The organism is Vibrio sp. QJM3NY_21, assembly GCF_057785975.1.
This window is the reverse complement of record NZ_CM173513.1, coordinates 1,865,162-1,884,489: the sequence shown is the minus strand read 5'-3', so window position 1 is coordinate 1,884,489 and position 19,328 is coordinate 1,865,162. Positions and strand designations below refer to the sequence as shown.

The following is a 19,328-nucleotide window of genomic DNA, read 5'->3' as shown; positions in this document are numbered from 1 at the left end:
TAAACAACTATTTATAAGGTTAGGAAAGGATCCGTACTTTCACAAATGTATAATTTAAAAAGAATTTTGAATGAAATCACAAATCCGAACACAATTAGAATGACCAAATGTTAACTTAATGTAAATAGTGCAGCGCTTCACACTGTTGGTGCAACGAGATTTAGATTTTTATATTGACAATTGACTAGGTTAATATTCTGAATCAGTATCACAATGATGAAACATTAAACTTCAGAAAGATTGAAATTTGGTGAATAAATATTTTTATTGCACTTGGATAGTTATTAATATGCTCCAAATTTGGTAGCATGGTTGAATAGTTATTGAAGTCACCTCAAGGAAGAACATGCGTTATTTCCCAATGTTTTTAGATGTAGAAAATAAGCCGATCTTAGTGGTGGGTGGGGGTGAGGTTGCTTGCCGAAAAGTCGATAGCTTGTTAAGAGCTGGGGCGGATGTCACGTTAGTGTCCCCAAAGGTAGAGCCTTACTTAAAGCAGCTTGTCGATGATAATAAATTACATTGGATTCAAAATTTTTACTCTTCACAACTTATCTCGAAAAACTACTTACAAGTGTGGGCAACAACAGACAACCCAAACCTAAATCATCAAGTACATAATGATGCAAAAAAAATGGGTATTCTTGTCAATGTGGTCGATGACTTACCCTATTGTGACTTCATCACTCCCTCAATGATAAATCGCGGAAGAATCCAAATTGCGATCTCAAGTGGGGGCGCATCACCTGTTTTGGTGAGAAATATTAGAGAAAAACTCGAAACGGTATTGCCACAAAACATAGGTTTGATTGCGGACTTTGGTGCATCAAAACGCAATTCGATTAAGGAGTCCTTTCCTACTGTTGATGAACGCCGTAAATTCTGGGAACGCTTTTTGTCATCCAGTTTTATCAATCAAGTGACGGATAGGGAGCAACTTGAATCGTATTATCAACAGTCGCTGACTGAGCAAGTTGATAATGAAGGTCAGGTAACTTGGATTGAATTTGAGCAAGACGTTGAGTTATTACCTATGAAGGCCCTACGTTTGATGCAAGAAGCTGAGTTAGTGCTTTCACCGAGCGATTGTCCGTTTGAATTTGTTGACCTGTGCCGCCGAGACGCAGAAAGAGAAGGTTATGCTGACAGTGGAGAGCTGTCGACCAAGCTTGAGCAAGCGAGGGCCGAGAAATTGCGAGTGTGTGTCTTTATTCCACCAGCGAGTGTTGAGTTCAATTTACTGGCCGGCAAAGACCTTAAACTGTCTGTTGCCAAAGTGCTCAGTTGAGTTGATAGATTTTAGTTGAAGTGAGCGCTTTCTAGTTGTTTGAAATCGGCTAGAGACGCAGAATAAGAATGACCCGATAAATAAAAAGCCACTTCCCAAAGAAGTGGCTTTTTGCTATTTCGAACACGACATTGTGCTGATGAATGAGCAACCCAAATAAGCGGTCGCTCAAACTCAAAAATTAATCACGGAAGTTGTCAAACTGGAAAGGTTGACCAAGTTCACCGCTGCGAACTAGAGCCATAACAGCTTGTAGGTCATCACGCTTCTTACCGGTTACACGAACTTTGTCGCCTTGGATAGAAGCTTGAACTTTAACTTTGTTGTCTTTGATTAGCTTAACGATTTTCTTAGCGACATCCGTTTCGATGCCTTGCTTAAAGATAACCGTTTGGTGCCAAGTGCGACCTGTTTGGTCTGCCGCTTTCGCTTCCATCGCGTTAGGATCAACATTACGCTTTGTTAGGTTGCTACGAAGGATATCGCGCATTTGCTTCAGTTGAAAATCGTCTTGAGCAGTCAATTTTACTGATTCATCTTTGTAATCAAAGCTTGCTTCAACGCCGCGAAAATCGAAACGAGTCGACAGTTCACGGTTTGCGTTGTCTACCGCGTTACGCAGTTCTACTGCTTCTACTTCAGAGATAATGTCAAATGATGGCATTGTGTTATTTCCTTAAGCTAAGTTTCTATCTTTAATTGCTGTTGCAAGCATATCTAGCATTGTTGCAGTATCTTCCCAGCTTAGGCATGGGTCAGTAATAGACTTGCCGTATTCTAGGTTGTTGATATCTGTCATTGGCTGGTTGCCTTCAACAATGAAGCTTTCTGCCATGATGCCTGCAATTTGATTCTTGTTAGATTTGATTTGCTCACAAATGTCTTGTGCAACTTCTAACTGTTTACGGTGTTGTTTCTGACAGTTAGCGTGGCTAAAGTCTACAACCAAACGTTGAGGTAGATCGAATTCAGCCAGTTGCTTACATGCGTTATCTACAGATTCAGCATCAAAGTTAGGGCCTTTATCACCACCACGTAGAATTACGTGACCGTATGGGTTGCCAGAAGTACGGTAAACCGTCATACGGCCGTTCTTATCTGGAGAGTAGAAGTAGTGTGATGCATGCGCAGCACGAATCGCATCAATAGCAATTTTGATGTTGCCGTTAGTTGCGTTCTTGAAACCAACTGGGCAAGACAGTGCAGAAGCCATTTCACGGTGAATCTGAGATTCAGTCGTACGAGCGCCAATTGCGCCCCAAGTGATAAGGTCTGCGATGTACTGACCGGTGATCATATCAAGGAATTCAGTCGCGGTAGCTAGGCCAAGCTTGTTGATATCTAGTAGAAGCTTACGAGCTTTGTTCAAGCCTGTTTCAAGTGCATATGACCCATCAAGGTTAGGATCGGTAATCAAACCCTTCCAACCTACAACAGTACGAGGTTTCTCGAAGTAGGTTCTCATTACAACGAACAGTTCACCTTTGTACTGGTCTTGAATCTGACTTAGACGCTCAGCGTAATCAAGTGCCGCTTCTGTATCGTGAACAGAGCAAGGGCCTACGATAACTAATAGGCGGTTATCACGACCCGTTAGAATATCTTCGATTTGGCGGCGAGAATTTTTAATGCGCTCAGCAACGTCGTCAGTAATAGGATGTGCATTGCCTAGTTCGGCAGGAGTTGGCATAGGACCCAGAGCTTGGGTTCTCAACTCATCAGTTTTTAATGGCATGTGATGGCTTTTTTATTCTATTGCGAAGTGGTTAAGATAACGGAATTGAACAGAGGAATAAACTCTCTTAAGTCAAAGTTATCTCTGTTATTGCTAATATTCTTATTTTTATCAGCAGGCCAGCGCCAAATAAGGGATTTTCACTTGTATTAACAGGCAGCTATCGGTATTTTCGTTTGAACACAACATAAAAATGCTGGAGCAGCAATGACTCAAGAAAATCAAAGCACTTTGCACCCAGAACTAGTCTTAGGTGATGTGCTGCCTTCTTACAACGATAATAATAATTCTAACCACTTATACGTTTCATTATCTGAATTGGTTATGGATCGTATCTTCTATCACCCAAGTATTGAAAGTCATTTAGATACACTGACTGATATCGAAAAAACCTCTTTAGATGCGATCCTTGGCGATAAAACAGTCGATGAGCATTTTGTTTCGACCTTAGTGATTGCCATCCAAGCTGCCGTTCAGCCAAATCATACCTCTGTTCGTATCGCGTTAAGTAATGCTGACAGCTATGGCTTCCGTTCACTACTTGGTGGTAGCTGTGAAGCCGAAGAGATAAACCCGGCACTAGGTGTTCGAGGGGTTGCTCGTTATGCAACATCAGAGTACAGCAAAGCATTCGCTTTAGAGTGTCAGGTAATTAAAGCGTTGCGAGAGCAGGGTATTAACGTTGAAGTGGTTGTACCGTATGTACGAGCATTAAGCGATGCCGCTAAGATTATTGATTTGCTTGCAGAGCAAGGCTTACCGCGAGGCCTTAATGGTTTGAAAGTACTGTTCTCGTGCGATGTGCCGTCTGCAGTGCTACTGAGCGAAAGATTGCTGCATTACTTTGATGGTGTTGTAGTGAACGTTGATAGCTTAGCGTCTTTCACTTTAGGCGTGGACAAGCACAATGAAGCTCAGCAACACGCTTTTGATCCACAAAACGAGGCAGTTATTACCTTGTTGAGTATGATTGTTAAAGCAACGCTGAACGCGAAGAAGCCCGTCCTGCTTGTGACTCAAGGCTTGGTGGACTACCCGCGTCTACAAGGCTTCATCGCTGATCTTGACGGTGTAGAGACAGTCGTTACTGCATAGACCAGCTTATTGTCTAAATAAATCAACTTGCTGTATGAGTTTATTTAAAGCAATAAAGCTTTGAGAATGAAAGAGATATCATTATGCGATGATATCTCTTTTTTGTAACATTTTTTTGACATCTCTAGCGCTAATCGATTAACTGGTCTGATGACTTATTTGACTAGGTAACTCGAATGTTGACCCCTCTACAAAAAGCAAATTTCTACTTGAGCATGTTTGGCTTTTTCAAAGTGCCTCTGATCTGGCTATGCCGACCAAAGCTGCTCGCGCTGGATAATCAACATGTTGAAGTGAAAATTCCTCTCAAAAGACGAACTAAGAACCACCTCAATAGCATGTACTTTGGTGTGTTAGCTGTAGGTGCTGATGTGGCGGGAGGCTTTCTTGCAATGAGTAAATCCCAGCAGCAAGGCGAAAAGATCTCGCTGGCATTCAAAGAGGTGACAGGTAACTTCTTGAAGCGCCCGGAAGGTGACGTACACTTCACTTGTAACGATGGTGAGCTGATCAACACTATGCTGGCTGAAACTATGTCTACTGGCGAGCGTGTGAATCAACCCGTGACCATAATCGCGACTTGTCCGTCTTTGCATGGCGACGAACCAATGGCGGAGTTCACGCTGACGCTTTCGATTAAGAAAGTTCCTTCTAGAAAATAGCTCGGAAGTATAAGGTTGGGCGGAATCTGAAGATCATAGTTCAACAGAAGGTAATCGTTGAATGAGTGGAAGGGCGGTATGTGAATCTAGTATCCACATACCGTGACGCACACCGTAGCAAAGTTAAGATTCTTGAGTGATTTGCTCGATATCAACGATCTTTGAACGGTTCATTACGATTTTCCAACGGTAATAGGTCGGTTCAGTATCGTGATTGTTCTCTTTAATGATCAGGTTGAGCAGGTGACGCTTTTCGACAGACTCACGGCTTACTTGCCCTTCATTCAGGCGATATACGTTATTTGACCCCTTGTCCATCAAGCGTGTCAGCGCTCTCAGGCTGATCGATAACGTTTCACGAGTCTCCTCGTAACCACTCATGAATGTTGACGTCGACATCTCGGTATGTGAACGATAGTGCAAGACTTGCTCTTCACGCTGAACGACACGTTTCTTGCGTATTGATTGAATACGGTCAGCTAACTTGGAAAAGTTCGCATAGTCCAACCATTCAAGCTTGTGGCCGACAGATTTATTGGTTGTAGGGTCAAAGTAGCGACGCTTCCACTTGGGTTTGCCTTTACGAAGCCAACGCCAAAGGATGTCTCTCAAGTCATCTTTAAATATTTCACGCAGTGCGTAGATAAATGACATCGACACGATGAAAGAAGCGGTAATCTCTCCTAGAAAATCACGAGCCAATATGACGGTTGTCGTCACGACCACCATGACTAAGCCTGTCGCAATGCCTTTAACGGCACGCTTAACGTTTTTACCCATGGAGGTGGTCTTCTCCTTGAGTACGATAGGGTGTTCTATCAAACGTCGCAGCAGTCGCATCTTGTTACTCAGGCGCGTTACGTCTTCACGAACTTTGGCTGAGTTATAGCGATTAAGTTTACGATGGGCTGTTTCTTTGTCACACAGCGTCAAGAGTCGCTCTTTTATCGTCGAGTATTCACTGCCACGCGGCATATGAGAGACCAGAGATAAGAACTTTTGCTCTGTGTACCAAGAAAGGTAGTTATCAATGTTTGCGTAGTAGCGTTTGAGGTTTTCTTCATAAGGAATACTTCGGCGAAGCTTCTTCAAGATGTCTAACGCGAGCTCAATGACTTCATCAACCTCATCCGCTGTTACGTCGTCACTATCAGTCTTATTTAGACTGCTCACGGCTTTATCTAAAGCAATAACATATTGATATGCGAACAAACTCAAACTCACACGATACTGTGTCGTTGATAAGCGTCCACGTTTTGCCAAGCGACTGTGTACCAAAGGTAACAGTGTTTTGTCACTGTAGTAGGCGCGCTTTTGAGTAATTGAGCTGTAGAAAAAGGCACTTTCAGAAAGTACTTCGGGAGTGAGTCCGAGTTCACCGGGGATGAATAGATAAACGTCCATGTCGAGCTTTTTGGTCTTCGCCATTGCATGGTTAATTTTGAGTGTTATCGCATCTTGTTTATCAACGGTGATCAACGATGTCTCCTAGAATGTAAAAATATGAATGAAACTAGCGAAAGCATATCAGAGATCACGTATAATCACCGCCAAATTTAAAGTAGAGAAAATCTTGATGATTAATATTGGTCAAATAAACAACTTAGAAGTAGTAAAGCAAGCCGACTTCGGTGTATTCCTTGACGCTAGCGACTATGGAACCGTGTTGCTGCCAAAACGATTTACTCCTGAAGGTGTTGAAATTGGTCAAAAACTGGATGTTTTCTTATACATTGATTCTGACAACCAGATCGCTGCAACGACTGAAAAACCAATTGCTCAAGTGGGGCAGTTTGGCTTGATGACGGTTGAAGGCGTAAACAGCACCGGTGCATTCATGAGCTGGGGCGTGAAAGGTAAAGATCTTCTTGTTCCTTTCAGCGAGCAACGTGGCCGTTTAAACGAAGGTCAGTCAATCTTAGTATATGTGTATATTGATAAAGCATCTAGCCGCATTGTAGGTACAACAAAGTTCAACAAGTGGTTAGACAACACGCCTGCGACTTATAAGCAAAACGAACAAGTGGATCTCATTATCGCTGAGCGCAGCCAGTTAGGTTACAAAGCGATCGTGAACGGTGAGCATTGGGGCATGATTTTCCCATCAGACATCATCGGTAAGCTGTTCATAGGTAAAGCGCTAAAAGGCTACATTAAAAACGTTCGTGAAGAAGACGGTAAGATTGACTTGTCTCTTCAGAAAATTGGTGTGGCTAAAATGGATGACCTAAGCACTAAGGTTCTAGATCTGCTTGAGAAGAAAGGTGGTTACTTACCTTTGAATGATAAATCTTCTCCGGAAGTTATTTTCTCTGCATTCAGAACCAGCAAAGGTACGTTCAAGAAGACAATTGGTGGTTTGTACAAGTCTGGCAAGATCACTATCGACAAAGAAGGCATCAGCCTAGTTAAATAAGCGAGCTTGTTGGTCAAAAAAAAGCCCAAACCTTCCTGTTTGGGCTTAGGGGAAAGGGCTCCGAAGAGCCTACGCTAATCGTTTTAATTCTTTGACTGTTAGACTGAAGTCTAGTTTAAATTCCCTAATAAGCGATTTTTGTTATTGGAAATAGTGACTTGAATTGATATTTGTGTAACTAAGTGTTGATTTTTCAGTGCTTCCCTTGAAGTGAACTAGCCGACAAGAATAGAAAAAGCCCAAACAATGAAGGTTGTTTGGGCTTTTTGTTTTTCTGAGTACAGTGTGAGCTTTAATCGAACGACTAGAACAGGTTTTTGTCGCGAACTAGCTCTCTTGGTAAGCCGTTCTTTACTCGGTTACCTACCCATTTACCAAGGCCGATGATTGCGCCGTTGTATTTTACTAGCACTTCGCCTTTGCCTGACAAGCCTTCTGGGCGAACGTCGCGGCCCATGAACCATTCTCGAGCATCTTCGATGTTGAGGTCTACGATGTTAGCTTCATGACCTGTCGCGAGCGTTGTCGCGACTTGGTGTTGCCATCGGTAACCTTTTTTATGGGTTTCAGCGATCTTGATGCCCATACGAGAGAAACGGAATGCACCGATCATAGGCTCAAGCGCCTCAGGGAATAGCCAAACGTCTTTATCTCGGATCCAAACTTGAGTATCACTTGGTAGTTCGATATCGAGAGCACTAAGAAGTTGTTCAGCGACTTCTTGCTGAGCTTTCTTTGACGCTTTTTCAAATGGGAACTTACCCATGCGTTTTTTAACTTCTGGTGGAGTCACAGACGCTAGTTTACGGATACGTGCAACAAAGAAACCTTCAGAGTCATACACCTGAGGGAAGATGTGAAGAAAGCCTTCTTCAGTCGTCGTTGCTTTTGCGTTGTCGAACAGTGATCCAAGAGATTCAAACTCAACCGCATCACCAAAGGTTTCTTTTAGGTGATGGCACACTTGTTGGTTCTCTTCAGTGCTTAACGTACATGTTGAGTAAACCAAAACACCATTAGGTTTAAGAGCATGGAATGCACTTTCAATCAGGTCTTTTTGCGTGTCGGCAATATCGACTACAGATTGATACGTCCAGTTCTTCATCGCATCAGCGTCTTTACGAATAGTACCTTCGCCAGAGCAGGGTGCATCCAGCAAGACAGCATCAAACTGTTCTGGCAACCAACCACCGAAAACTCGACCATCGAAGTTACTGAGTGCGGCATTACGAACACCACAACGTTCGATGTTTGCATGAAGTACTTTTACTCGGCTTGCCGCGTATTCATTGGCAACCAATACTCCACGGTTATTCATTAATGCTGCAATTTGGGTCGTTTTCGAACCTGGTGCTGCAGCTGTATCTAACACGGCTTGATAATCTTCTTCGCCTTGAAATAGCGCAGAAGGCGGCATCATAGAGCTGGCTTCTTGGATGTAGAAAAGCCCAGACATGTGTTCTGCCGTATTGCCTAGAGGCGCTTCACTTTCATCGGCAGTGATCCAAAATCCCGTTTCACACCACGGTACAGGTTCCAGTTCCCACCCTTTATCTTTTGCACGTACGAGGAAGTCTTCGACACTAATCTTCAGTGTGTTTACACGAATGCTTTTACGAAGTGGCTTTTGACAAGATGCGACAAAAGAAGCCATATCTAAATGGCTTGGCATGATGCCTTCAATGTGAGTTAGAAATTCTTCAGGGATATATACGTTAGCGTGCAAAAGAGTATCTCGAATTATTGCATTAATGCGGGGAGTTTAAAGCAAAATGAGGTCGTCCTAAACCATATTTACGGCAAACAACAAAAATGCAGCCGAATGGCTGCATTTTGATGAAGAATTAATCTTCGTTAAGCTGTATTAATTTGCATGGAGCTTCTGAGGATTCACTCTATGGGCGAGGAATCGCTGTTCTCCATGACTTCCACTCATCTTCTGCTTGAGGGTATAGGTAGAAAGACTGATCTTCGCTTGCCACAGGCTGAAGTTCACTCGTCGGAGGCGTTGAGAAGGTAATTCCGCCTCTTAATAAACTGTCGACCGTTCCGGCTTTGATGTTTGCACCAGAGAGACCGATAGAGACATCTACACCCGACACGTTCCAGAACACTGTGTTTGCGCGGATCAGATACGCGTAGTCAGGCTCTATTTGAATCGTAGAGATGATGCGGTCAGCAAACTCGCCTAGTTGAACATCGATAACACTACCGATTTCTAGTTCACGGAATAGGATAGGTGTGCCTTCAGACACCGAGCCTCGCGTTTCGCTTTGTAGCTGGAATATCTTGCCTTCAGGCTGCACTGGCCCTTTGCTAAGCTTAAACTTCGTACTTCTGTCACCATTGCCCGGATCTACGTTGATGTGCTTAGAGAGAAGCGCAGAGACGTTTTTGATGCCATTAAGGCCGATCTCAGGTTCTGCCAACCAGAAGTGACTGTTCGCCACGGCAATCTTGCCAACGTACTCAGGTAAGATTCGCGCGGTAATTTCAATGCCGCCTTTATTGAAGTTAGGAATCACCAAAGTAACCTCACCAACAGTGACACCTTGGTATTTGATAGCCATACCCTTGCTGACTTCTTGATCGCCAGAAGAGGTAATCGTAATCGCGCGGCCAAACTTTCGAGCGGATTTAGAATCTTTGTACAGCTTCCACACATCACCAAGCTTATTGTCTATACCGGGAAGCGAATCAAAAGCAATACCACCTTGAATTAGCGTTTTAACGGGTGCCGCTTTAATACTAATACCCGATAGCGAAGCATCAATCTCAACGCCTGAGCGGTTCCAAAAAACGGTATGTTTATTGAGTAAGTGCGTGTAACGATTTTCGATCGTGACTTTGATTCTTACACCACCATCAGCAAGCTGAAAATCCGAAATACTACCCACTTGTAGGTTACGGTAGAGCAGTGGGCTGCCTTTAGAAATTGAAGGTAACTCACTAGCAAATAATGAAAGCGTTTTTGAGCCTGACTGATTAAACTTAGCGATTTCTGCTAACGATTTGCTTTGGAAAAGTTGGTAGTCAGTTCGAGCTTCAGGTTTACCTTCACTCACAAAGCTGATCGAGCCAGTAAGAAGCTGCTTTGCCGGTGGAACCGTAACACTTAAACCTGATTCGGTCAGCTCTGCGGTCGCACTGCCTGTCACAAAGAAACGGTTGTGACTTTTGATTAGGTGCGCATATTCGTTATCGATAAGCGCATCCATAAACACTTCGTGCTTGTCAGAGCCAGTGCCAACACCATCAACTAAGCCAACTTGAATGATAGAGCCAACGGCAATACCTTTGTAGAGCAGTTGTGTACCGACATCCAATCCGAATGAGTTGTTTGATGTTAAGCGAATCGCGACTGACTTTTCTTGTTCCTGACTGAACTCGTTTTTACGAATCGCAGTAAATCGACGTGCCTTTTCACCTTCGCCCGGTACTAAGGTTAAAAAGTTACCTGTCACTAAGTTGGCAATGTTTTTCATACCAGTGAGTGACAATTCAGCTTCTTCTAAAACGAATTTACTCCCGCTATTTAAAAAGTCGCTGAATGCCGGTTGGATAGCGGCAGATGCAACCACGTTTTCGCGACCTTCACTTAAAGATAAATCCGTGATCTGACCGATTTCTATGCCTCGATACATGATCGGAGCGCCAGTTGCGCTGATCTTGTTGTCATCTGGCACGGCGATTTTGATAGAGATGCCACGACCGGCAGTTTTCAAATCTGGGTAGAGCTTGAACTTGGTGTTCATCTCGACGGGCTGACCTTCTCCGGGAGAGTCAACCGCAATTGAACCGCCAAGCAGCGCGCTTAGGCTTTCTAAGCGCACATCGACGCCTGAAAATCCAATACTGGCACCTAAGCCACTGACATTCCAAAAACGGCTTTGGTCGGTAATGATATGGCTGTATTCATCTTTAATCGACGCTTGGATCGTAACGGACTTCGCGTTGTCGTTTAACTGGTAGTTGTAAACCTCACCAATTGGAATTTTACGATAAACGATTTGAGAGCCAACAGACACACCGCCCAGATCTTTGGTCGTCAGTGAGATATTTAGACCTTCAGAGGCCAATAAATCAGAAGGGGAGGATTCTAGAGCTTGGAAAACGGTTTCTGGTTCTTCTTTGATTTCGCTAGGATGAATAGCAATGTAGTTACCCGAAACAAGCGCGTCTAACCCTGAGATACCAGACAAACTCGCCGTTGGTTTTACGAGCCAGAAACGTGTGCCCTTTGAAAGTAGCTTCTTCGCTTCTGGGTAGATGTCAGCATCGACATAGATACTCGATAAATCTTTGGACAAGGTGATGTCGCGCACCATACCGACCTCTAAGCCTTGGTAACGAATTGTTGTTCGACCTGCGACTAAACCTGCGGCATCTGAGAAGTATATCTGCACACGTTGCCCTGCATCGTGTATCGATTTCATGACTAACCAACCGGCTAATGCGACGGTTAATATCGGCAGAATCCACAAAGGTGAAATGCCTTTGTTTTTCCTTACTTCTGGTGAATATGACGTTTGTGATTGGTTATCGTTGTTCATTCACTGACTCATCTTTAGAGGTGTAGTTATCCCAAATTAGCCTAGGATCTAAGCTTTCCGCTGCCAGCATCGTGAGAACAACAACGACACCAAAAGCGACTGCACCATAACCTGGTGTAAAGTTTAAAATCTGTCCACGGTCGACCAAGGTCATCATGATCGAAATAACGAACAGATCCATCACCGACCATTTTCCCACCCACTTCACAATGAAATAGATGGTCATGCGCTGCCTGTGGTAAACCGCGCGCTTCATCTTGATACAAATTAAGATGTACGTTAGGCCAAGTATTTTCGCAACAGGCACGACGATACTGGCAATAAAAATGATCGCTGCGATGCCATACATGTCGCTATTGATTAGCGAAGCGACACCAGAAATTATCGTGTCTTCTAGCCTTTGTCCGTTTGTAATAAGGATAGAAATAGGAATAACGTTGGCTGGTATGATAGCCACTGACGCAGCAAACAACAGAGCCCATGTCTTCTGTATAGAGTAGGGCTTACGGTGATATAAGTCATGGTGACAACGTACGCAAGTATGACCGTCAGGTTGAGAAAGATGGCAGTTGTGGCAGTGTACGTTCTTACTTTCTACAAAAGAGTAATCAGACTCTTGAGCCCAAGCTTCCCAATAGCGACGTACACTGATACGGCTTACCAGTAATACACTGAAAAGCTGCAGTAAAATCAATCCAACTAAACCAGGGCCGACAAAAATATCTGAGTAATCCTGCAGTTTGAAGCATGAGACAGCCAAACTTACCAGAAATACATCCAACATCATCCAATGCTTTAATGTTTGGATGATGGATAACGCATACTTAAATGGCGTGAAAATCTTAAAGCGCAGTGCTGCATGAGTGACGAGTACAGAGGTACAAACGAGTAACGGGGCGATCGAACTACAGAATAGGATGAGTAGGCCTAGTAGAGGGAAGCCTTCACCCATTAAAGTAAAGACTCCTGATGGTAACGTCGCAGGTATCATGACGCCAATCAGACGAATACTGATAAATTCAAAAAAGTGTGAGGGGATAAATAGCAATAAGCAGGTAATCGCGATTGCTAGGTTTCCAGACAGGCTAGGTGTACCGCCTCGGTAAAGCTGAGTGCCACACCTTGGACAATATGCGGATTTCCCTAGAGGGATATCCATTTTATCAACGGGGAGTTCACAGCCCTGACACAGACGTACAGAGCTGCTGTCGCACAGGTGCTTGGTTCTTAACGGAGACTTAGTTGTCAACGAGGACTTAGTTGACAACTGGTGCTGAGTCGATAAAGAGTTGGTTTCGGATGGGGAGGTCACGCGACCTCCCAAGTTGAAACACTAATCAGACTTTTAAGCTGATTTAAATGCCTAGAACTACACTGACTTAAATCTCTAGAACAATAAACATCAGGCGTGCGATTGCACACTGCCATAGAGTGTTTGATATAGTCCTTGTTGTTCAACCAATTCACCATGCGTTCCCGTCTGTGTGACTTGCCCATCTTCTAAAACATAGATTAGATCGGCCTGTTTCACCGCTGATAATCGATGAGCCACTATCAAAGTTGTGCGATCTTTCAAAAACTCGCTTAGTGCTTTATGCAGTGCTGACTCTGTTGCTGTATCCAAGGCAGATGTCGCTTCGTCAAGAATAACAAACTTAGGATTACTCAGCACCATGCGGGCGATCGCTAAGCGTTGTCGTTGACCGCCAGACAGTCGAACGCCATTCCTACCAATTTGCGTATCCAAGCCATTACTCAGCTGTTTGATTACATCTTGCATTTGAGAGACTTCAAGCGCGCGCCACAACGACATTTCATCGTATTCAGCACCAAGGGTCAGATTATGCCTTAATGTATCGTTAAAGAGTATAGGTTGTTGTAAAACAACGGCAATTTGACTGCGTATTATGTCAAAACTGATGTCGTCCGTTGTTTCACCATTAAAGCGTATACAACCAGAGTCCGCCTGATAAACCCCAATTAACAACTGGATCAACGTTGATTTACCACCACCGCTAGCACCCACTAGGGCGACTTTTTTTCCTGCTGGAATGTGTAGCGATAGCCTATTTAAAACAGTGTTTTCTAATGTGTAAGAGAATGTAACGTCTTCAATGTCGACTGTCACTTCTTTATGGTCATCAAAAGGGTTTACCTTGCTAACAGGGCGATGTTCTTCTTCTAGTTGCAGTAGGTCGTTAATACGTTGCAGCGCTGCTTTCGCGCTATACCAAGAGAATTGAATCCCTAGCAATTCTTGGACAGGGCCTAACATGAACCATAAATAGCCGAACACCGCAAAAATCTGACCTATCGTCAAGTCACTGAATAACACCATTAGCATTGCGACGGCACGGAATAGTTCAAAACCTAATAGGAACAGTAGAAACGAAACACGGCCGGCAGCTTCCGATTGCCAAGCGTATTTATCGGCATCAATTCTTACTTGGTTTGCTTGAACTTTAAGTTCATCAAGAAAGATACGCTCCTTATTAGCGGCGCGGAGTTGATAGATGCCATCCAAGGTTTCAACTAAGCGATTCTGAAAACGCTCAAAAGACTGGTTCTCATATTTTTTGAGGTGTTTAACTCGGCTGCCGAGTTTACGAGAAAAATAAATAACAACAGGATTGACGAGTAAAATAAATAGCCCAAGTCGCCACTCTAACCATAGTAGGACGATAGCGGTTCCGAATACCGTTAAGAAACTGATGATAAATTTAGAAAGGGTCGAGCCAATGAACTTATCAATGGTCTCTATGTCTGTAATTAGGTGGGCATTAATACCGCCGCTGCCCTTGGTTTCATATTGTCGGATGCTAATGCGGCCAAGTTTATCGATCATCTTGCTACGCATCTGGTAGGTGATCGTTTTGGAAACCAAAGTAAATTGGCGACCTTGTAGAATATTCAGCGCTTGGCTGGCCGAGCGCATTAAGATAACCAACAAGAGAGTAAGCGCAATATAACCAGTCGGCGTTTGCAATGAGACTGGAAGTAGCTGATTCATCATCTCTAACCCTGAAGCTGGCTTATCAAGCAAAACTTCATCGACCATGAGTGGCATAAGTAGAGGGATAGGGACGCTAATTAGGGTTGCAATAATGGCAACAAAGTTAGCAAACAGTAATTTGGACTTGTGTTTTTTTACTTGAGTTATCAACCAAGAACGGCTAATAGTGTCTTCTGAATTGTTCATTGTAATGAGAATAAGTCCTATTTAGTTTGATGGCCGCATTTTACTGCGTTCTCTTGATAATGGAAGTCTCAATTTAATTGGAAGTTAATATGAAAATAGAACATTACCAACGCTTAACCAAACAAGCCGTTGCATTAATTGAATCTGAAACCGATCTAATTGCAAATCTTGCAAACATTAGTTCATTATTATTCATGGAATTGGATGAACTGAATTGGGCGGGTTTCTATTTAATCAAGCAAGACCTAGCTAAGGAAAAAGACGAACTAGTTCTGGGTCCATTCCAAGGTCAACCTGCCTGTGTTCGAATTCCGGTAGGGCGCGGTGTGTGTGGAACTGCGGTTGCGACAAATACAGTTCAGCGTATTCATGATGTGCATGAGTTCGAAGGTCACATCGCTTGTGACGCGGCAAGTAACTCAGAAATCGTTATTCCATTCTCTATTGATGGCAAAGTTGTGGGTGTTCTTGATATCGATAGTCCAAATATTGGTCGTTTTTCTCAAATTGATGAAGACGGATTGACATTTTTTATGGCTGAAGTGGAAAAGGTGCTTAATTCGCACGCGAACAAGGCATAAATTATTCTCTTACTGTGGTTTTTCCCAAGCATCTCTCTATAATACGTAAAAATATTTTCTTAATGCTCGCGGAAAACCGCAAAAACCAGGAACCCACATGGAAAACACTGAAAAGTTAAAAAACAGCAAAGAAGTTATCGCATATATTGCTGAATGTTTCCCTAAATGCTTTACTCTAGAAGGTGAAGCAAAACCACTTAAAATTGGTATTTTTCAAGATCTTGCTGAACGTCTAAATGAAGACGAAAAAGTAAGTAAGACTCAGCTTCGTGCAGCGTTAAGACAGTACACATCATCATGGCGTTACCTGCACGGCGTAAAAGCTGGTGCAGATCGTGTTGACCTAGACGGCAACGCGTGTGGCACATTAGAAGAAGAGCACGTTGAGCACGCTAAGGCTACACTTGCAGAAAGCAAAGCGAAAGTTCAGGCTCGTCGTAAAGAACAAGCACAGAAAGCTCGTGAAGAAGGCAAAGCGAAAGCTAAGGCGAAGAAAGCTCAACAGCCTCGTCGTCAAGCGCCTAAAGCACCGAAAGTAGAAAAGCCTGTAGAAACACGCGCTTTGAACGCTGACGAATTCATCGCTGGCAAAGAAGTAAATGTGAACATGGGTACAGGAAACATGGCTGCGACCATTGTTGAAATCAATAAGGAAGATGTGCGTGTTCAGTTAGCAAACGGCCTACAAATGGTTGTTAAAGCGGAGCACTTGCGCGCTTAAAGGAGATACTCCTACGCATGAAATGCCGTTCAAAATTGACACTGATTGCTGCTAGCTTTTGTCTAGCAGCTTCAGCTCAGGCTCTTGAAGCCAAATTAGATCAGGACGATTTACCTTTACTCGTTCCTGAGGCCCAACACGAAACTGCTAGTAAACGTGTTACTTCTCGATTTACTCGTTCTCACTATAAACACTTCAATCTCAACGATGATTTCTCTCAAGCTATCTTTAATCGTTATTTAGAGATGCTGGATTATAATCGTAATATCTTCACTCAAGCTGATATTGACTCTTTCTCCTCATCATCTGTTCAAATTGATGATCAGCTGAAAGCGGGTAATAACCAGATTGCTTTCGATGTTTATAATCTTTCTATGCAGAAGCGTTTTGAACGTTTTCAGTATGCGCTGTCTTTGCTAGACACTGAGATTAAGTTTGATACCGATGAAAGTATTGAGCTCAATCGCAATGAAGCGAAATGGCCAAAAGATATCGCCGAAGTGAATGAGCTTTGGAGGAAGCGTGTTAAATACGATGCGTTGAACCTAAAACTTACTGGTAAAGAATGGCCAGAGATTCAAGAAGTTTTGGAAAAGCGTTACAACAATGCGATGAAGCGTATCACGCAGTCGCATAATGAAGATGCTTTCCAAATCTACATGAACGCATTTGCGCGTGAAGTTGATCCTCACACCAGCTACCTTTCTCCAAGAAATGCAGAGCAATTCCAATCAGAGATGAATCTATCTCTAGAAGGTATTGGTGCTGTACTTCAGATGACTGACGACTACACCGTTATTCGATCTCTCGTTGCTGGTGGCCCTGCGTCAAACAGCAAACAATTGAGCGACGGCGATCGTATTGTTGGTGTTGGTCAAGATGGCGAAGAGATTGTTGATGTTATCGGCTGGCGTCTAGACGATGTAGTGCAATTAATCAAAGGACCGAAAGGGACCAAAGTTAAGCTACAGATCTTGCCAGATGGTAAAGATGCAAAAAGTCACGTTGTCACAATTGTACGCGATAAGATTCGTTTAGAAGACCGCGCTGTTAAATCAGAAGTTATCGAGAAAGATGGCAAGAAGATTGGTGTACTCGAAGTACCAAGTTTCTATGTTGGTCTTTCTAAAGATACAGACAAACTGATCACTGAGCTTAAAGGGCAAGGTGTTGAAGGTATTATTGTTGATCTGAGAAACAACGGTGGTGGTGCACTCACTGAAGCAACTGAACTCTCTGGTTTGTTTATCAAAGAGGGACCCGTTGTTCAGGTGCGTGATAGCTACGGTCGTGTCAAAGTGAACAGTGATACTGATGGCGAAATTAGTTACCAAGGCCCACTAACGGTATTGGTCAATCGCTACAGTGCTTCAGCCTCTGAGATCTTTGCGGCAGCGATGCAAGATTACGGTCGTGCAATCATTCTTGGCGAAAACTCTTTCGGCAAAGGAACGGTGCAACAACATCGCTCTTTGAATCATATCTATGATTTATTCGATAAAGAGTTGGGCTATGTTCAATACACAATCCAGAAATTCTATCGAATCAATGGTGGCAGTACGCAAAACAAAGGTGTAGTACCTGATATTGCTTACCCAACGCCAATTGATCCTGCTGATACCGGTGAAAGTGTTGAAGATAATGCTCTGCCTTGGGACAGTATTGATAAAGCAAATTATTCAGTGTTACAGCGTAACGATGAAGAAATAATTGCTTTGACTGCCCAACATCAAGCTCGCATTGCTACTGACATGGAATTCGGCTTTATTGCGCAAGATATTGAAAAATATAAGGCAGATAAAGACGATAACGACCTTTCTTTGAATGAAAAGGTACGTCAGCAAGAGAGCGATGATGCGGATACGCTTCGTCTAGATCGTATTAACCAACGTCAAAAGGCCGCTAAATTAGAGGCATTTAAAACGTTAGATGATATTCCTAAAGACTATGAAGCCCCGGATGCTTATCTTGATGAGTCTGTTGCTATCATGCTGGATATGATCAAGAAATAGAGCAAATACCTGTTAAAGGTGATTGTTTAAAGATGCACAATTTAAAAAGCGAGCCTAGGCTCGCTTTTTTTGTGTCTATGATTTGACAGGAATACCTGATTGTAACCGTTGAGATTGTCGCAAAGAACACTCAATACTCAGGGTCATTTAGCTCTATTTTGCATCGAATAATGACACTTAAGTTACTTTGCACTTAAAATTTAGTGACTTGGATCATATTTTTTCGCTTTCTATTCATTACGTGCCTAAGCTTAAAGAAAACGAGGGGGCGCGTATGAAATGGATTCTACTATTTTTATCTTGTTTAAGTTTTGTTGCTTTTGGGAGTGAGGTAGCTGCTTCGAGCGATCAACAATCAAAAAGTGATAGCAATCTATCTCATTTTGACCTTCCTCTGTTGCTTGGTGATTGGTATTTGATGAACCCAGATCCTGAGCAAGGTACTGAAAACTTTAGAGCAATCAAACTCACTCTCGATTCAAACTACTCTTTCTCTATTGATATTCAGAAGAAAGACTATAGTGTCGACCATTGGGAAGGTTTGTATAACGCCAATGAAGACACGATTATTTTGGGTTTAAATACTTCTGAGCCTCAGGTTTACGCTTACAGCAGTAATCACAATATGCTGAATCTTAACGGTGTGATGTTCACCAAAGCCTTGCCCAACGCCCTGGCGGGAATATGGTCAAGCGCAGAACTTTCCGGGAGCGATTTGCGTGCCAGTAACATTCAAAAAATGGATTTAGTGCTTCAACCTGACTTTATCTTCATGTTCCGAGTGTCTGATGAAGAAGGGGGGGAAGTCATTCGTCGTGGAGTGTATTACACCGAAGGCGACCAATTAGTACTGCTGTATGAAAATGGCGAACACGGTACTCGTTACACACTGAACAGTGATGTGTTGACGCTTCAAGGTGAAGAAGGAGACATGTTTGCGGTGCTCAATCGCATTCGTTAAGCACTATATCTTGCTGTTAAGTCGGGCTCGTTGATAATATGGTTCACAGTTCATTTCTTAGCCGTTCCTGTCTGATTTGATTGATAAAATAGCAAAACATGGAGG

Annotated in this window: 15 protein-coding genes; 8 read left to right on the top strand and 7 right to left on the bottom strand. The window is 43.1% G+C overall.

Annotation, left to right across the window (positions count from 1 at the left end; translation table 11 throughout):
* Window positions 1-346: 346 nt before the first annotated feature.
* Window positions 347-1,288 (top strand): precorrin-2 dehydrogenase/sirohydrochlorin ferrochelatase family protein, encoded by a 942-nt coding sequence (locus tag AC3CID_RS08590; RefSeq protein WP_171312406.1) that lies wholly within the window; start codon window positions 347-349, stop codon window positions 1,286-1,288.
* A gap of 181 nt (window positions 1,289-1,469) precedes the next feature.
* Here AC3CID_RS08590 and AC3CID_RS08585 read toward each other — a convergent pair whose 3' ends face one another.
* Both AC3CID_RS08585 and AC3CID_RS08580 read right to left on the bottom strand, forming a co-directional pair.
* Entirely contained in the window at window positions 1,470-1,952 is a 483-nt protein-coding gene (locus AC3CID_RS08585; RefSeq protein WP_004733632.1) for a YajQ family cyclic di-GMP-binding protein, read from the bottom strand.
* A 12-nt stretch (window positions 1,953-1,964) separates the two neighbouring features.
* Entirely contained in the window at window positions 1,965-3,023 is a 1,059-nt protein-coding gene (locus AC3CID_RS08580; RefSeq protein ID WP_171312407.1) for a 3-deoxy-7-phosphoheptulonate synthase, read from the bottom strand.
* A gap of 207 nt (window positions 3,024-3,230) precedes the next feature.
* Between AC3CID_RS08580 and AC3CID_RS08575 the strand changes: the two genes are divergently transcribed.
* Together AC3CID_RS08575 and AC3CID_RS08570 are read left to right on the top strand one after the other, a co-directional pair.
* The gene (locus tag AC3CID_RS08575; RefSeq protein ID WP_171312409.1) at window positions 3,231-4,118 is read left to right on the top strand and encodes a putative PEP-binding protein; all 888 of its coding nucleotides are present in this window, start codon (window positions 3,231-3,233) and stop codon (window positions 4,116-4,118) included.
* Window positions 4,119-4,294: 176 nt separating this feature from the next.
* Complete coding sequence (locus AC3CID_RS08570; RefSeq protein WP_017082222.1) at window positions 4,295-4,780, top strand: PaaI family thioesterase; 486 nt, start codon at window positions 4,295-4,297, stop codon at window positions 4,778-4,780.
* A gap of 123 nt (window positions 4,781-4,903) precedes the next feature.
* Here the strand turns inward: AC3CID_RS08570 and AC3CID_RS08565 are convergent, their stop codons facing one another.
* On the bottom strand, window positions 4,904-6,259 hold the full coding sequence (locus tag AC3CID_RS08565; RefSeq protein ID WP_004733628.1) for a hypothetical protein: 1,356 nt from the start codon (window positions 6,257-6,259) through the stop codon (window positions 4,904-4,906).
* Window positions 6,260-6,287: 28 nt separating this feature from the next.
* Here AC3CID_RS08565 and AC3CID_RS08560 point away from each other — a divergent pair, with 28 nt between their 5' ends.
* The gene (locus tag AC3CID_RS08560) at window positions 6,288-7,196 is read left to right on the top strand and encodes a CvfB family protein (protein WP_004733627.1); all 909 of its coding nucleotides are present in this window, start codon (window positions 6,288-6,290) and stop codon (window positions 7,194-7,196) included.
* Window positions 7,197-7,500: 304 nt separating this feature from the next.
* Here AC3CID_RS08560 and rsmF read toward each other — a convergent pair whose 3' ends face one another.
* The 4 genes from rsmF to AC3CID_RS08540 form a co-directional block, all read right to left on the bottom strand.
* Entirely contained in the window at window positions 7,501-8,922 is a 1,422-nt protein-coding gene (gene rsmF, locus AC3CID_RS08555; protein ID WP_488526391.1) for a 16S rRNA (cytosine(1407)-C(5))-methyltransferase RsmF, read from the bottom strand.
* A gap of 169 nt (window positions 8,923-9,091) precedes the next feature.
* Entirely contained in the window at window positions 9,092-11,749 is a 2,658-nt protein-coding gene (locus AC3CID_RS08550) for an MlaD family protein (RefSeq protein WP_488526390.1), read from the bottom strand.
* Window positions 11,736-13,073, bottom strand: coding sequence for a PqiA/YebS family transporter subunit (locus AC3CID_RS08545; protein ID WP_488526389.1), 1,338 nt, complete (start codon window positions 13,071-13,073; stop codon window positions 11,736-11,738). The genes AC3CID_RS08550 and AC3CID_RS08545 overlap by 14 nt, the downstream gene beginning before the upstream one ends.
* A gap of 78 nt (window positions 13,074-13,151) precedes the next feature.
* The gene (locus AC3CID_RS08540; protein ID WP_114633583.1) at window positions 13,152-14,948 is read right to left on the bottom strand and encodes an ABC transporter ATP-binding protein; all 1,797 of its coding nucleotides are present in this window, start codon (window positions 14,946-14,948) and stop codon (window positions 13,152-13,154) included.
* A gap of 89 nt (window positions 14,949-15,037) precedes the next feature.
* Between AC3CID_RS08540 and AC3CID_RS08535 the strand changes: the two genes are divergently transcribed.
* The 4 genes from AC3CID_RS08535 (at window position 15,038) to AC3CID_RS08520 (ending at window position 19,223) form a co-directional block, all read left to right on the top strand.
* Window positions 15,038-15,529, top strand: coding sequence for a GAF domain-containing protein (locus AC3CID_RS08535; RefSeq protein ID WP_017077212.1), 492 nt, complete (start codon window positions 15,038-15,040; stop codon window positions 15,527-15,529).
* 97 nt (window positions 15,530-15,626) lie between these two features.
* Window positions 15,627-16,250: an RNA chaperone ProQ gene (gene proQ, locus AC3CID_RS08530; protein WP_054547712.1), complete on the top strand. Its 624-nt coding sequence runs from the start codon at window positions 15,627-15,629 to the stop codon at window positions 16,248-16,250.
* Window positions 16,251-16,267: 17 nt separating this feature from the next.
* Window positions 16,268-18,262: a carboxy terminal-processing peptidase gene (gene prc / locus AC3CID_RS08525; RefSeq protein ID WP_065205174.1), complete on the top strand. Its 1,995-nt coding sequence runs from the start codon at window positions 16,268-16,270 to the stop codon at window positions 18,260-18,262.
* Window positions 18,263-18,536: 274 nt separating this feature from the next.
* Window positions 18,537-19,223 carry a hypothetical protein gene (locus tag AC3CID_RS08520; RefSeq protein ID WP_054547714.1) on the top strand — a complete coding sequence of 229 codons (687 nt, stop codon included), beginning with the start codon at window positions 18,537-18,539 and terminating at the stop codon, window positions 19,221-19,223.
* Window positions 19,224-19,328: the final 105 nt, after the last annotated feature.